This window comes from Chryseobacterium sp. C39-AII1 (assembly GCF_039672645.1).
GTDB lineage: Bacteria > Bacteroidota > Bacteroidia > Flavobacteriales > Weeksellaceae > Chryseobacterium.
In genome coordinates this window covers 19494-34162 of the sequence record NZ_JBDFPQ010000008.1, presented here as the reverse complement: position 1 = coordinate 34162, position 14669 = coordinate 19494, and the positions used below count along the sequence as shown (strand labels likewise).

Annotated in this window: 16 protein-coding genes; 4 read left to right on the top strand and 12 right to left on the bottom strand. The window is 33.8% G+C overall.

Annotated features, from left to right (window positions below):
- Nucleotides 1-7: 7 nt before the first annotated feature.
- The 12 genes from trpA to ABEG63_RS13095 form a co-directional block, all read right to left on the bottom strand.
- The gene (gene trpA / locus ABEG63_RS13150; RefSeq protein WP_346585386.1) at nt 8-742 is read right to left on the bottom strand and encodes a tryptophan synthase subunit alpha; all 735 of its coding nucleotides are present in this window, start codon (nt 740-742) and stop codon (nt 8-10) included.
- 2 nt (nt 743-744) lie between these two features.
- Nucleotides 745-1593, bottom strand: coding sequence for a GIY-YIG nuclease family protein (locus ABEG63_RS13145; protein ID WP_267406126.1), 849 nt, complete (start codon nt 1591-1593; stop codon nt 745-747).
- A 24-nt stretch (nt 1594-1617) separates the two neighbouring features.
- The gene (gene trpB / locus ABEG63_RS13140) at nt 1618-2802 is read right to left on the bottom strand and encodes a tryptophan synthase subunit beta (RefSeq protein WP_346585384.1); all 1185 of its coding nucleotides are present in this window, start codon (nt 2800-2802) and stop codon (nt 1618-1620) included.
- On the bottom strand, nt 2792-3307 hold the full coding sequence (locus ABEG63_RS13135) for a hypothetical protein (RefSeq protein WP_346585382.1): 516 nt from the start codon (nt 3305-3307) through the stop codon (nt 2792-2794). The genes trpB and ABEG63_RS13135 overlap by 11 nt, the downstream gene beginning before the upstream one ends.
- A gap of 154 nt (nt 3308-3461) precedes the next feature.
- The gene (gene tnpA / locus ABEG63_RS13130) at nt 3462-3914 is read right to left on the bottom strand and encodes an IS200/IS605 family transposase (RefSeq protein WP_346585381.1); all 453 of its coding nucleotides are present in this window, start codon (nt 3912-3914) and stop codon (nt 3462-3464) included.
- 69 nt (nt 3915-3983) lie between these two features.
- The gene (locus ABEG63_RS13125; RefSeq protein WP_346585379.1) at nt 3984-4655 is read right to left on the bottom strand and encodes a phosphoribosylanthranilate isomerase; all 672 of its coding nucleotides are present in this window, start codon (nt 4653-4655) and stop codon (nt 3984-3986) included.
- 25 nt (nt 4656-4680) lie between these two features.
- Nucleotides 4681-5454, bottom strand: coding sequence for an indole-3-glycerol phosphate synthase TrpC (gene trpC / locus ABEG63_RS13120; RefSeq protein ID WP_346585377.1), 774 nt, complete (start codon nt 5452-5454; stop codon nt 4681-4683).
- Nucleotides 5455-5475: 21 nt separating this feature from the next.
- Nucleotides 5476-6846 carry an ankyrin repeat domain-containing protein gene (locus ABEG63_RS13115; protein ID WP_346585376.1) on the bottom strand — a complete coding sequence of 457 codons (1371 nt, stop codon included), beginning with the start codon at nt 6844-6846 and terminating at the stop codon, nt 5476-5478.
- Between the two features lie 17 nt (nt 6847-6863).
- Nucleotides 6864-7850 carry an anthranilate phosphoribosyltransferase gene (trpD, locus tag ABEG63_RS13110; RefSeq protein WP_346585374.1) on the bottom strand — a complete coding sequence of 329 codons (987 nt, stop codon included), beginning with the start codon at nt 7848-7850 and terminating at the stop codon, nt 6864-6866.
- A 38-nt stretch (nt 7851-7888) separates the two neighbouring features.
- On the bottom strand, nt 7889-8491 hold the full coding sequence (locus ABEG63_RS13105) for an aminodeoxychorismate/anthranilate synthase component II (protein WP_346585372.1): 603 nt from the start codon (nt 8489-8491) through the stop codon (nt 7889-7891).
- Nucleotides 8492-8506: 15 nt separating this feature from the next.
- The gene (locus tag ABEG63_RS13100) at nt 8507-9931 is read right to left on the bottom strand and encodes an anthranilate synthase component I family protein (RefSeq protein WP_346585371.1); all 1425 of its coding nucleotides are present in this window, start codon (nt 9929-9931) and stop codon (nt 8507-8509) included.
- Between the two features lie 298 nt (nt 9932-10229).
- On the bottom strand, nt 10230-10700 hold the full coding sequence (locus ABEG63_RS13095) for a cupin domain-containing protein (RefSeq protein ID WP_346585369.1): 471 nt from the start codon (nt 10698-10700) through the stop codon (nt 10230-10232).
- Between the two features lie 382 nt (nt 10701-11082).
- Here ABEG63_RS13095 and ABEG63_RS13090 point away from each other — a divergent pair, with 382 nt between their 5' ends.
- From ABEG63_RS13090 to lysS, 4 genes are all read left to right on the top strand, one after another.
- The gene (locus ABEG63_RS13090) at nt 11083-11298 is read left to right on the top strand and encodes a hypothetical protein (protein WP_346585368.1); all 216 of its coding nucleotides are present in this window, start codon (nt 11083-11085) and stop codon (nt 11296-11298) included.
- The gene (locus tag ABEG63_RS13085) at nt 11298-11669 is read left to right on the top strand and encodes a c-type cytochrome (protein WP_346585366.1); all 372 of its coding nucleotides are present in this window, start codon (nt 11298-11300) and stop codon (nt 11667-11669) included. Before ABEG63_RS13090 ends, ABEG63_RS13085 begins: the two co-directional genes overlap by 1 nt.
- Nucleotides 11670-11672: 3 nt before the next feature.
- Nucleotides 11673-12590, top strand: a complete 918-nt coding sequence (gene rlmF, locus ABEG63_RS13080) for a 23S rRNA (adenine(1618)-N(6))-methyltransferase RlmF (protein WP_346585364.1) — start codon at nt 11673-11675, stop codon at nt 12588-12590.
- Between the two features lie 267 nt (nt 12591-12857).
- Nucleotides 12858-14555 carry a lysine--tRNA ligase gene (gene lysS, locus ABEG63_RS13075; protein WP_346585362.1) on the top strand — a complete coding sequence of 566 codons (1698 nt, stop codon included), beginning with the start codon at nt 12858-12860 and terminating at the stop codon, nt 14553-14555.
- Nucleotides 14556-14669: the final 114 nt, after the last annotated feature.

Genomic DNA, 14669 nt, shown 5'->3' with positions numbered 1-14669 from the left:
GTGATTTTTACCCTTTTATGGAATGGACAAAATCTATGGATTTTGTTTTCCAATCTCTATTTTGTAGTAAAATATTCACAAAGGCAGTTCCGATGATACCACCGTCTGCTTTTTCGGTTACATTTTCAAAATCTTCTTTTGATTTAATTCCGAAACCAATCATCACGGGATTTTTCAAGGGAAGAGAAGCTAATCTGGAAAGATAGTCTTCATTTTTCAAAACTGCATTTTTATTTCCTGTTGTAGATGAGGAACTTACCGCATATAAAAATCCTGAACTTAATGAATCTAAATACAAAATTCTTTCATCTGAAGTTTCGGGCGTAACCAAAAATGTAAAGTTTAAGTGATATTTTTCTAAAATTTTCTGATAATTTTTTTTGAATTCAATCGGAGGTAAATCCGGAATAATTAATCCCGAAACACCACTTTCAGAGCATTCTTTGCAGAAATTTTCAAATCCGAAACTTAAAACAGGATTAATGTAACCCATCAAAATCAAAGGAATTTTAATTTCGTTTTTAATGGATTTTAATTGAGAAAATAATGTGGAGATGGTCATTCCGTTTTTCAGAGCCAGTTCGTGAGCCTGAGAAATTACCGGACCATCTGCCACAGGATCAGAGTACGGCATCCCGATTTCGATCATATCGGCTCCCGAATCCTGAATTAATTTTATAATATCAGCAGTATCTTCCAATTGTGGAATTCCTGCCGTAAAGTATATGTTTAGTTTTTTCATATTTAAATTTCAATTGATTTTAAAATTCTTCCATCGGACAATCTCCATTCCGTTAGTCCATTTGCGCTTCTACCCATTACTATTGCAGCAGCTGTGGATGGACTGCTAAATAAATAATCTTCCGTGAAAATCAATTTATTATCAATATTTATAATTTTTTGCTCATCAATTAATCTTTGTCTATAATTTATGATTGATTGATTTAAAGAACTCGTCACGGAATCGGCAATTTCAGAGTCTTTTAAAACAACAAAGCCTTCATTAGTAATCTGCCCTTGAGCGTTTGCTCCTCTTGTAGCTTTAATATAAAAAGTATTATTTACTTGTTCCTCAATTGTTTGATTTTCATGAATCAATTCTTCAAAAATCTTATATCCCAATGTATTAGTCAATAATTTTATATTTTCAATAAATTCTTCCATTTCGGCTCTATCTGATTCTGAAATACTTGAGCGGGTTGGAATATTTGAATTATCTAAATTATATCTGTTAACCTTTTTAGCAGTTTCATAAAGTCTATTTTCTAAATATTTTACGTGAGCCTTATTTAGATTTTCATCTTTACTTATAAAAATAACGGCTTCATTCCAAAAGTCTTTGCCAGAAACATGTTGAGTGATTCTTTTATATATTTCTTCACCTTCTCCAATATAAGCTAAATCTTTATTGTCCGTTGATTTTCCAAAAAGAATATAGATTCCTGTACTTTCCAATTCTGTTCGATCAGCAGAAATTTTTATTTTATTTCTAGGAATTTTGAATGCTTTTCCTGTCCAATTTGAAAGTTCACATGTTAATCTTCCATTAGGTTCTCCGTCAATAAGAAATATTTTAATTGTTTTCCCAAACATAATTGTTAATAGTTTTTTACAAAATTAATCATTAAGATGTTTCAAATACGTTTCCATATCCTTATCGCCACGACCACTTAAGCAGATTACAACGACATCATCTTCATTAAATTTCTTTTTGTCTAAAACCGCCAACGCGTGAGAGCTTTCCAACGCGGGAATAATACCTTCGAGTTTTGTGAGTTCAAAAGCAGATTGTAAGGCTTCGTCATCATTAATACTGAAAAATTCTGCACGTTTTTCCTTAAATAAATGAGCGTGAAATGGCCCGATTCCCGGATAGTCCAACCCAGCAGAAATAGAGTGGGGCTCGATCACCTGACCATCTTCCGTTTGCATGACCAAGCTTTTACTGCCATGCAAAACGCCTAACGTTCCCAAAAAAGTGGTGGCTGCAGACTTTCCGGAATCTACGCCAAAACCTCCGGCTTCAGCGGCAATAATTTTTACATTTTCTTCATTTACGAAATGATAAAAAGTGCCTGCCGCATTGCTTCCACCACCAACACACGCGATAACATAATCTGGATTGGAACGACCAATTTTCTCCTGAAGCTGTTCTTTAATTTCTTGTGAAATAATACTCTGAAACCTCGCTACCAAATCCGGGAAAGGATGAGGCCCAACTACACTTCCGATCACATAATGTGTGGTCACAGGATTGTTGATCCAGTCTTTTAACGCTTCATTTACAGCATCTTTTAATGTTTTTGAACCTGAGGTTGCTGCAATAACTTCTGCGCCTAGCATTTTCATTCTTGCCACGTTCGGAGCTTGTCTTTGAATATCAATTTCGCCCATGTAAACGATACATTCAAGACCTAATAAAGCACAAGCTGTTGCCGTTGCTACGCCATGTTGTCCGGCTCCGGTTTCTGCAATAATTCTACTTTTTCCGAGACGTTTTGCCAATAAAACCTGTCCTAGTGCATTGTTGATTTTATGCGCTCCCGTGTGATTCAGATCTTCTCTTTTCAGATAGATTTGAGTATTGTATTTCTGACTTAAATTTTTTGCAAAATATAAAGGTGTGGCACGACCAACGTAATTTTTTAATAAATCCTGATATTCCTGTTGAAAATCTTCCGATTCAATGATTTCAAGATAGTTTTTCTGTAATTCCTCTACATTGGGGTAGAGCATTTCGGGAATGAAAGCTCCTCCAAATTCTCCATAATATCCGTGTTCATCGGGATTTTTATAATTCATTTTGTAATGTATTTATGAATGAAATATTATATTCCAATTGTTGTTTTGTAATCTGTTTATTTTGAAATAATAATTGAATTTTAGCTGTTAAATCAATTAACATTGTCAAATTTGGTTTAGATTGATACCTATTTACTGCAATTTCCAGATTGTCTATCAGGAAGTAAGAATCCAGCTTTTCATATAAGCAGAAAATCTTACAATAAACAATTCCGAAATCATATTTTACAATAGCTTTTACATTGTTATCCAGTAATTTATCGGCAATGACGACAAGATGATAACTATCCCAAAGATGAATGGTTTCAAAAAAATACTGAATGTCTTCTCTGTTGAAATTTTTAATAATATCAATGAAATCACTTAATAATCCACCGATGTACCAACTTTCTGTATTGCTGTCATTCTGAGAAATAAATGTATGTAAATTCTCAATCTTTTCATTTTTAAACTTTATAGGAAAAAAAGCCTGATGAACGGATTTTCCAAGAGATCCGAAGTTCATCCGCTTGATTTTCAAAAGCTTTAATTTTTTCGAATAATATCTTTTCAAAGTGTGTTGTTTTTTTGTGTTTATTTACATGTTTTCAAAGGAAGTCCCGAAGGGACGACTTATAACAGAATTGGATGCTAGTCCAATTTAAATTATAGAATTATTTTCAATCCCATAAATACCTTTCGTCATATTTCATTTTTTGTTTTTCCAGCATTTCTATCAGTTCATCTTTATAACTTTTAGTTTGATGATGCTCTCTCTGATTTTTAATATAATTCTTTACTGCATATACATTCTCCTCATTGATGGAAAATGCACCATAACCATCTTGCCAAAAGAAATTTTCATATTTCTTTCCCTTTGTTTTAATCCATTTTGAAGAATGTGCTTTCACTTCTTGTACCAGTTTCATTAAAGCAATTTTTTTAGATAACAAACAAAGGATGTGGATATGATTATCTGTTCCTCCAATTTGTAATGCCTTACTGTCACGGTTTTTGCATAATACGGCAATATAAGAAAACAGTTCTTTCTCTATTTTTTCATCAATAAAATCTTCTCTTTGTTTTGTACTAAAAACTATGTGAACGTAGTTTTTGACTAATGATTGTGACATTTTGTTTGTGTTTTTTTTAATCGGATTAGCATCCGATTCTGTTTTAAGTCGTCCTTTCAGGACTCCCATTTATATCATATCTTTAAATACTTTTATTGTTTTTATATTTTTAATTCCGGGCTCAATTTCAAATTTTGAATTAATATCTAAAGCAAAAGGTTTTTGGTTTAAAATATTCAATTGATTTATATTTTCTTCTGAAATTCCGCCGCTTAAAAAATAGGGTAGAGGAATTTCAATTTCATTCAGAATATTCCAGTCAAATTGTTTTCCTGTGCCGCCGAATGCTTTTGAATCAGTGTCGAACAGGAGGTAGTTGATGGTTGATGGTTGAGAGTTGATGGTTTGCTGGGGCTTACCTTTAACTTCTGACTTCTCACTTCCTATTCTGATTACCTTAATAATTCCTGTTTCAATATTTATTTTTTTTCTTAATTCAATAATAAAATTTTCATCTTCATCGCCGTGTAGCTGAATAAAATTCAATTTTGCTTTTTCGGCTGTTTCAATAATTTTATCTAAACTTTCATTAACAAAAACCCCCACTTTTCCTTGGTGGTCAATACTTGAGATTTCCTCTAAACTCAAATGATTCAAAACATATCTTGGCGATTTTTCATAAAAAATAAAACCTAGAAAATTTACATTCATAGAAATTAATTCTTGAATTTGGTCTAAGTGAGTTAAACCGCAGACTTTCAGTTTTGTTTTATCCTGATTAGTAGATGATTGGTGAGTCATTGTTACACTTCTAGACGTTTGATCATTAAATATTTGAGATGAATTCTTCGAAAGCTTCCGCTGGATTATTATTTTTCATAAAATATTCACCCATTAAGAATCCATTGAATCCTTTTTCTTTTAAATATTGAAAATCTTCAATGCTATAAATTCCGCTTTCCGCCACTGAAAGAACATCATCTGGAAGTTGATTTTTCAATTGAACAGAATGTTGTAAATCAACTTTGAAATCTTTTAAATTTCTATTGTTAATACCTACTAAATCAATGTTTTTGTTAAAATGCTTCAATTCTTCTTCTGTGTGAATTTCCAATAAAACTTCCATTCCAAGTTCATGAGACAAATCAGTAAATTCTGCAACCTGATGAGGTGTGAGACAAGCGGCAATTAATAAGATAACATCCGCGCCAATGCTTTTAGCCCCATAAAACTGATATTCATCAATCATGAAATCTTTTCGCAAAATGGGAATATTAATATGATTTCTTACACTTAAAATATCGTCAAAACTTCCTCCAAAAAAATCTTTATCCGTTAAAATAGAAATTCCGCTTGCTCCAAAATTTTCATACGCTGAGGCCACTTCCAAAGGTGAAACCTTATCGTTAATAATTCCTTTTGAAGGCGATTGTCTTTTGAATTCAGCGATAATTCCTGATTTTGATTTTAAACTTTCTTTGAGAGAATAAGTTTTTCTCCCGAAAAATTCAGAATCTTTCAGTTCCTCAATTGAAATCGTGGATTTTGAAAAAGTGACTTCTTCTTTTTTTCTTGCTATAATTTTATCGAGAATATTCATACTTCATTATTTTTAAGGTTTTTATAATTTTAAACCAAGCCATTTTTTGTTTCCTGTTCGTTCTACCGTTTCTTTTAATGTACTTTGTATCGTATGACCATAAAAATCTTTAACATCGGTGCTGGCTCCATTTTTTAGCAGTAAAACTGCAATATCGTAAAGATCGTATTGAATCGCTTTTAAAAGAGGAGTTTGTTTATCATCGTTGGTTTGGTTCACATCAGCCCCTTTTTGTATTAACAAATCTACTGCCTTAAGATTTTTTTCGTTCCAAACTGCCACTAATAGTGCTGTTTCTCCATTGTCTTTCTGTACATTTACGTCTGCGCGATTTTCCACAAGATATTTTGTAATTTCGAAATTGTTTTTCCATAATGCTTCCGTTAGTGGGGAAACACCTCCGACACCTTCGCTTTTTTGGTTTATATTCGCTCCCTTTTCCACAAGGTATTTTACTTTTTCAATACAGTTGGAGGAAACCGCTTCTATTAATGGTGTTCTTCCGTATTTTTCAGTATTTATTTTCGCTCCCTTTTTTATTAAAAAATCCATAAGCTCCGTTGAGCAGAATTCATTGCTTGAGACGCAGGAAAGTGGAGTTATACCATCTTTAGAAACCGCATTGATATTTCCGCCTTTGCTCACAATCTTCTTTACAATGTCAGTAAAACCTCTTTTGCAGGCATACATCAGAGCGTTTTCTCCATCTTTTGGATTGGTGTAATTTACATCAGCACCTTTATCTATTATTTTTGAAATAATTTCTTGAGAAATAGTTTCGGAGTACAATGCATCCAAAAGTGTGCTTCTTCCTGTTTCTTTGTTGGAGCTGTTTACGTTTACATTTAGATCTAACAATTTTTTAGCAACGTCGTTCCATTCATAAGCTAAAGCCCATTGCAAGGCAGAAGTTCCATTTAAATCTTTACTATCGATCTTAGCATTTACATTGTTGTTCAGCAGAAATTTTGCCATTTCCTCGTTTCTATTAGCACAAGCCATAAAAAGTGAAGTATGACCAGCTTTATTTTGAAGATTAATATCCGCATTGTTGTCGAGCAGCAATTCTGCAATGTTTATTTGATTATAAAAAGTAGCTACCATCAGCATTGTCCATTCTTTATTAGAAGTATCAGTTCCATTTTCTTGTCTTCCTCCTCTAAAAAATCCATCAAATCGGGAATTTACATCGATTCCTTTGTTGAGTGCATCTTGAACACCTTTAACATCTCCATTTTTAATGATCTCTATTATTTTTTCGCTTTCGGCTTTTGGAAGTTCAATAATTTTTTCCTGAGTTTTTACAACCGGAATTATTTTTTTCTCAGCGGGTTTATCTTTACAATTTTGTAATGAAAAAGAAAAAACTAAAAATACGAGCACTTTATTCATTTGTGTTTTATTTTTAATTATTCACTAATTGCTTCAAGACATTTCAATGCTTTCCCGCCAAACAAACTTTCCTGTGCCAGCAAAAGGCAATCATCATAATTTCCAAATTTATGGGTATGATAAAGCGCAACCGAAGCATTTGCCAAAACCACTGAATTTTGTGATTCTGTGCCTTTTCCATGTAAAATATTTCTAAAAATTTGTGCAGTTTCTTGAGTGGTTTTTCCAGCCTGAATGCTTTCTGCTGTTACCGATTCAAATCCAAGATCTTCAGCTGAATAAATTTCTTCGCCATTTTTTGTGATAACCTTACTGTCCTGGGTCAGGCTGATTTCATCATAGCCATCCATTCCATGAACCAAAATAAATTCTTTGTCATCTTTTTGGAGCAGGTATTGATAAAGTCTGGCTATTTCCAGATTATAAACTCCAATCATTGAATACTGTGGTTTTGCAGGATTTACCAAAGGACCTAAAAGATTGAAGAAAGTTCTCAAACCCAACGATTTTCTCAATAATCCAACCGATTGAAGGGCAGGATGGAAGTATGGTGCATGTAAAAAACAGATGTTTGCCTTTTCCAGATCTTCCTGCAATCTGGCGGAATCATTTTTAAATTCATAGCCTAATTCTTCCAAAACATTAGAAGCACCTGTGGTCGTAGAAGCTCCGTAGTTGCCATGTTTTGTTACTTTTTGTCCGGTTCCCGCCACTACAAAACTTGCCAATGTTGAAATATTGATCGTATTTTTTCCGTCGCCGCCCGTTCCGACAATATCAATTGCATCACTTGTATCTAAAGTTACCGGAACCGCCATTTGCAGCAGTGCTTCACGGAAACCTTCAAGTTCTTTCAGCGTGATATTTCGCATTAGAAAAACGGAAATAAAGGCAGTAACTTCTGTCGCATTAAATTTATTTTGAGCAATTTCAATCATAATAGCTTTTGCCTCAGATTTCGACAAAGTGTGATGATTAAATAAATATTGCAGTATTTCTTTCATTTTTGGAGATTTTTGGGTGGAAGGAATTTCTAATGTTTTCAATTGAGAAGGAAATTTTTAATGATTACCTCTCCGTCCGGAGTTAAAATACTTTCAGGATGAAACTGAACACCATGCACATCATATTCTTTATGCTGCAATGCCATGATCATTCCGTCTTTATCTACTGCCGTAATTTCTAGTTCATCAGGGAAATTTTCCGGATTCACTGCCCAACTGTGATATCTTCCGACTTCCAAACCGCTTGAAAGATTTTTGAAAAGCTTGGTGTCATTTTTAACCAAATCAGCCGAAGTTGCAACACCATGAAAAATTTCCGAAAGATTGATTAAACTTCCGCCAAAAGCTTCGGCAATGGCCTGCTGACCTAAACAAACTCCCAAAATACTTTTCGTAGAAGCATATTCTTTAATTAAATCCAGTAAAATCCCTGCTTCTTCAGGAATTCCCGGACCTGGCGAAAGAATGATTTTATCGTATTTTTTGATTTCTTCTAATGTGATTTGATCATTTCTAACCACATCAACTTTTGACCCCAAAATTCGTTCAATAATCTGAACTAAATTATAAGTAAAGCTATCGTAATTGTCGAAGACAAGGACTTTAGTTTCAGAGTTTGTACTTTCTATTGTATTGTTCATTTTTCTCTTTTTTAATTAATTTTCAACCAATTTTTCCGCCTTTTCAACAGCTTTTTTCAGAGCATTCAGCTTATTATTCACTTCCTGCAATTCACTTTCAGGGTTTGATTTTGCCACCAATCCGGCTCCTGCCTGATAATATAAAGTATTATTTTTGCTTAAAAAAGTTCGGATCATAATGGCTTGATTGCAAGTTCCATTTAGACCAATCATTCCGATGCAGCCACCGTAATAACCGCGGGAATCTTTTTCGTATTTATTGATTAGTTGTAATGCTTTATGCTTAGGAGCGCCGCTTAAAGTTCCCTGTGGAAAGGTAGTTGCAACCATTTCAAACGGATTTGTTTTTTCCGTTAAATCGGCGGTAACTTCGCTTACCATGTGGATGACGTGAGAGAAAAGTTGAATTTCCTTTAATTTTGTGACCGTGATATTTTTACCTAATTTTCCTAAGTCATTTCTCGCCAAATCAACGAGCATCGTGTGCTCTGCATTTTCTTTAGGATCACTTTTTAAGGCTTCGATAGATTGTAAATCAATATCAAAATTTCCCGTTCTTTTGAAAGTTCCGGCGATAGGGTGAATGATAGCCTTATTGTCTTTAATAATTAATTGACTTTCAGGGCTTGAACCAAATAATTTGTAATTTCCATAATCGAAGAAAAATAAATACGGCGAAGGGTTGATATTTCTCAACGCTCGATATACATTGAACTCGTCACCTTTAAATTTCTGTTCAAATCTTCTGCTCAACACCAACTGAAACACATCTCCTCGCATACAATGTTTTTGCGCAGTTTCTACCAGATCAAGATATTCTTCATCGGTGATATTTGAAGTTTCTGCACCATTTTTTTCAAAAGGATAAATAATGGTATTTTGATTTTTAATCAGACTTTCTAATGAATGAAACTCAGATTTTACACCCTGAATTTGGTTTTCAATAATATGCATTTCATCATTATAATGGTTGATTGCAATAACATATTGATATAATCTGTAACGAAGAATCGGAATCTCAACTTCAGGACTTTGTGCTTTAAATTTTACATTTTCAAAAAACTGAACGGCTTCAAAACTAGTGTACCCAAAAAGACTTTGTGCAGTTTCTTCAATCGCATCATTAGCTTTTTCACATTCAAAACATTTTGAAAAATCCTCGAAAATATCCGAAACTTTATGATCGATAATGAATTGTTTTACAGGGTTTTCTCCCGGAAACTTAATTTCAAATTCATTTAAATTTTTAATTTCAATTCCGGCAACCGCATTGATGGCGATAAACGAAAAATTATTATCAATATTCTTAGCATCAGAACTTTCCAGAAGAATAGTGTCTCTGAATTTATCCCGAACCTGCAAATAAATATTCATCGGAGTCTGAAGATCACCCAATGTTTTTTTCGAGGTCGTTTTAATTTTTATTTTTTTATTGAACATGTAAGGTTAATTTTAAATTTATGGTAAACAAAAAAAGACTTCAACGGCATCCGTCAAAGTCTTTATTATATTGTTTTAATTGTATCTCTGTTGTGTTCTATTTACAACATGACAATAACATCAGACCCGACGAAGAGTTTGAATGCCACCACCAAAAATTGTTGTTCATATTTAACACGGGACAAATGTAGAATATTTTTTTGATACACAAAACAAAAAAAGCGAAAATAAACAAACTTAAAATTAAATTCATGTATTTAAACAGTTGATATTTAGTTCAATAAAATTACTTTTTTTATTAAAGAACAAGTTCTGTGATGGGAAGATCGGGAGTTCCGCTATAAAAAACAATCAAAGTTGCACCTTTTTCTCCCGTTTTACCGCGATGAGGAACGTTTAACATTTCCGGAACAATTTGCCCTTGTCGGAACCATTGTGTTTCGCCGTTGTCTCTTCTTTCAACCTGAATTTCACCTTTTTCAACATATGCTGCATTAATGACCGGATGCTTGTGCCAATCCAGCGCTTTATTTGGGGGAACTAAAATTTTTAACACTGTAATTTCAGGTTGTCCGTCTGGATATTTATCATACAAAGCACCATCCCAGGATTTTTGCGTTTTTAATAAAGTAACCGATTCTATTTTATCAGAATACTCAGAAGATTGATCGTCTGAAGACGAATTGTCGCAAGAAAGTGTTGCAACTAAAAGGGAAGTAATGAATACTGTTTTCAGTAAAGTCTTTTTAGGCATAAATTTTTCTTTCATTTTAATCATTTAGTTAATCGATTGCACAAAAATAAAAATTTTCATTAAAAATCACTAATTATTGAATTAAATAAAGTAAAAAGGTAAAGGTAAAAAGAGCCAGATCGTAGAGAAATAAGGTAAGAAAGTCTTTGATTTTTATTTCAAATATACTTTCAATAGCGGCGGGTTGATCGAAAAAGAGTAGTGCTGAATTAAGAATTGATGAGACTGTATAATCTAACAGGGATAATAAAAATATTAAGCTGTAAACAAAAGTTATATCGGATATCAGGGCTTCATCTACTTTGCTCTTTTTACTTTTATCTTTTTACTTTTAAATAATATTTATCATGAGTTTAAAAGTTTATTTTTTATATTTTTGTTTCCAAATTAGAAAACAATGAAAAAAGTATTAGCATTAGCATTTGTAGGAGGTTTATTCGTAGTAAACTGTTCAAAAAAGCCAAACCACGATTTGCAGGACAGCAACACGATGTTACCAGAACCGGATGCTCCAACAGTAGTAGATTCTACAGCGAAAAAAGCGGACACACCAGCTGCAGCGCCTGCACCGGCAACTGAAGCTCCTAAAACAGATTCTGCAGCAGCAAAATAATGAAAAAACTGTTTGTAACAGGGCTGGTAAGCTTGCTTATAATATCCTGTTCTAAAAAAGAAAATCCATCGGTAGAGCCTTCTTCTGATGCAACTGATGTTTCTACACCTGCGCCAAGTAATCTTACGGGAGAACAGATTATTGGAACATTGGATTGCTCGGGTTGCCACTCGCCGAGCGAAAGAATGATAGGACCTTCTTATAAGGAAATTGCAGAAAAATATTCTGAAAAGGATATTGAAATTCTGGCTTCAAAAATTATAGAAGGAGGAAGCGGAAATTGGGGAAGCGTACCTATGCAGCCTCATTCACAAGTGTCTAAAGAAGATGCTAAAAAAATGGTAGAATATATTCTGAGTCAGAAAAAATAAAATATGACTACTGAAAAATCCAGTCTGCACGCGAGAAATCTGCATCGTAATCCGTATGATTTTGATCTGTTGATTTCTTGTGTGCCGGAACTGAAACAATACGTTTTTGAGAATAAATATGGAACAACTACTATTAATTTCAGTATTCCAAAAGCGGTAAAACTTCTTAATAAGGCATTGTTGCAACATTTTTACAATGTTAAAAATTGGGATATTCCCGATGCCAATCTTTGTCCGCCCATTCCCGGAAGAGCAGATTATGTACATTATATCGCTGACTTGCTGGCGGATCAACAAAAACAAATTCCTTTAGGTTCATCTGTTCATGGATTAGATATCGGGACGGGTGCCAATTTGGTGTATCCTTTAATTGCCCATAGCTCTTATGGCTGGAATATGCAAGGAACGGATATTAATGAAGATTCTTTACAAAATGCACAGCAGATTTTAGATCAAAATGATGATTTACAATCTGATATTCAATTGAAAAAACAGAAAAATTCTGATTATATTTTTAAGAATATTATTGATGCTAAAGATCGATTTGCTTTCACGATGTGCAATCCTCCTTTTCATGATTCTGAAGAAGCTGCCTTAAAGGGAAATCTTAGAAAAACGAAAAATTTAAACAAATCAAAAATTCAAAAAAACAATCTGAATTTCGGAGGTCAGCAGTCCGAATTATGGTGTGAAGGTGGAGAAATCGCTTTTATCTCTAATATGATTCAGGAAAGTGTTTTGTTTAAAAATCAGGTTCTTTGGTTTACGTGTTTAGTCTCTAAGAAAGATAATCTGCCACGGCTTCAAAAGCTTTTAACCAAAGTAAAAACGCAGGATGTTAAGATTATCGAAATGGCTCAGGGGCAGAAAATCAGCAGAATGTTAGCATGGACATTTATTGCAGAAGCGAAACGTAAATAGATCAATTAGATTTTTTTTGAAGCTAATCCCGCTTTCCGCTGTATCTTTTTTGTTACGGCTTCCGCTTCGCTCCAGCCGCAACAAAAAAGGATGCCGCTTTCAATCGGGGCTAGGGGATTAGGCATAGTTTAAACATTTGGTTATAAATTCATAGAGAATTTAGAGGTGAAAATTAAAACATTCGGTAAATAAATTATATTTCTGAAAAAAGTCGTTGACCATCAATTCAAAAATCACTAATTTTGCACGTTATTTTAAATAAATACGATGCAATTATCAGAACAAGAAATCATTAGAAGAGAAAAGCTGAACAAGCTTACTGAAATGGGGATTAATGCGTTCCCTGCGGATGAGTACACACTTACAGACACTACAGAATCTATAAAACAGAACTTCACAGAAAGTAAACAGGTGAAGATCGCTGGTAGATTGATGTCCCGCAGAATTCAGGGAAAGGCTTCTTTTGCTGAGTTGCAGGATTCTACAGGTAGAATTCAGGTGTATTTTAACAGAGATGAGATCTGTACAGGTGAAGACAAAACGTTGTATAATGAAGTCTACAAGCACCTTTTAGATATAGGAGATGTTATTGGTATTGAAGGCGAACTTTTCACCACTCAGGTGGGTGAGAAGACCGTTTTGGTGAAAAACTTCACGCTTTTAACTAAATCTTTACGTCCACTTCCACAACCGAGAACTGATGAAAATGGAGTAGTACACGATGCTTTCAATGATCCTGAATTAAGATACAGACAACGTTATGTAGATTTAATCGTAAACCCTCATGTAAAGGAGACTTTTGTTAAAAGAACGAAAATGTACACAGCAATGCGTCAGTTTTTTAACGATGCAGGCTATATCGAAGTTGAAACTCCGGTTTTGCAGGCTATTCCTGGTGGAGCAGCAGCAAGACCTTTCATTACGCATCATAACGCTTTAGACATTCCTTTATATATGAGAATTGCTAATGAGTTATATCTGAAAAGATTAATTGTTGGTGGTTTTGACGGTGTATATGAATTCTCAAAAAACTTCAGAAATGAAGGGATGGACAGAACTCACAATCCGGAATTTACCGTAATGGAAATTTATGTGGCTTACAAAGACTATTATTGGATGATGGATTTCACCGAAAAAATGATAGAACATTGTGCAATAGCAGTGAACGGAACTACGAAAGCAAAATTTGGTGATCAGGAAATTGATTTCAAAGCGCCATACGCGAGAGTTTCAATGACGGAAGCTATTCAAAAATATACAGGATTTGATATTACGGGAAAATCTGAGCAGGAATTGTTTGATTTTGCTAAATCTATCGGAATTGAGGTTAACGAAACGATGGGTAAAGGAAAATTAATCGATGAAATATTTGGTGAAAAATGTGAAGGAAACTTCATTCAGCCAACTTTCATTACAGATTATCCGGTAGAAATGTCGCCTCTAACCAAAAAACACAGAAGTCAGGAAGGTCTTACAGAGCGTTTTGAATTAATGGTTTGCGGAAAAGAAATCGCGAATGCTTATTCTGAGCTGAATGACCCGATTGATCAGAGAGAACGTTTCGAAGATCAATTAAAATTATCTGAAAAAGGAGATGATGAAGCAGGGCAATTCATTGACGAAGACTTCTTGAGAGCTCTGGAATACGGAATGCCGCCAACATCAGGAATGGGAATCGGAATGGATAGATTGATTATGTTCTTAACGAATAATGCATCGATTCAGGAAGTGTTGTTCTTCCCTCAAATGAAGCCTGAAAAAGTGGTTCCTCAAATTGAATTGGGTGACGATGAAAAAGTGATCCTTGAAATTTTGAAATCAGGAGAACAAATTGCTTTGGCTGATGTGAAAGAGCAATCTAAACTTTCAGGTAAAAAATGGGATAAAGCTTCAAAAACTTTAACAAAGAATAACTTGGTGAAAGTGGAGAAGATCGACGAAAATGTTTTGATGAAACTAGTGTAGTTATAAAGCACACAAAAATATAACGTAAAAAAGCGGACTTATTAATTTAATAAGTTCGCTTTTTTTATGACTTGTCACATTTTATTGTTTTTTATCAATTAAAATACTCTTTAT